The organism is Achromobacter sp. SIMBA_011 (assembly GCF_046535435.1).
GTDB classification, from domain to species: domain Bacteria; phylum Pseudomonadota; class Gammaproteobacteria; order Burkholderiales; family Burkholderiaceae_B; genus Achromobacter; species Achromobacter dolens.
Window position 1 is genome coordinate 1 of the sequence record NZ_JAWRWN010000879.1, and the last position, 252, is coordinate 252.

At 66.3% G+C, this 252-nt stretch carries 1 protein-coding gene; it reads right to left on the reverse strand.

Translation table 11 applies throughout. The annotated features are described in order from the left end of the window. Window positions 1-40 precede the first annotated feature (40 nt). On the reverse strand, window positions 41-214 hold the full coding sequence (cydX, locus tag SB816_RS33530) for a cytochrome bd-I oxidase subunit CydX (protein WP_065064730.1): 174 nt from the start codon (window positions 212-214) through the stop codon (window positions 41-43). Window positions 215-252 lie beyond the last annotated feature (38 nt).

Below are 252 nucleotides of genomic sequence, written 5' to 3' on the forward strand. Positions count from 1 at the left end.
TTGCCCGTGCCGGCGTGACCGCACACCATCACCAGTCTCGTCACGAACGGCTTTCCGGTGCTGCCGGCGCACGGGCGCGGCCATCGTCGCCGCTGGAGGCCGGGGTGTCGCCGGGCCGCTCGAAGAACTTGCCGTTCGCATCGAGCCACATCACGTTGATGATGCCGAAGCCGAGCGCGACGCCAATGCCGAGTATCCACGTGAAATACCACATCGCTCGCGTCCTCCTGCGGGTGCCCGATGAATTTCGGG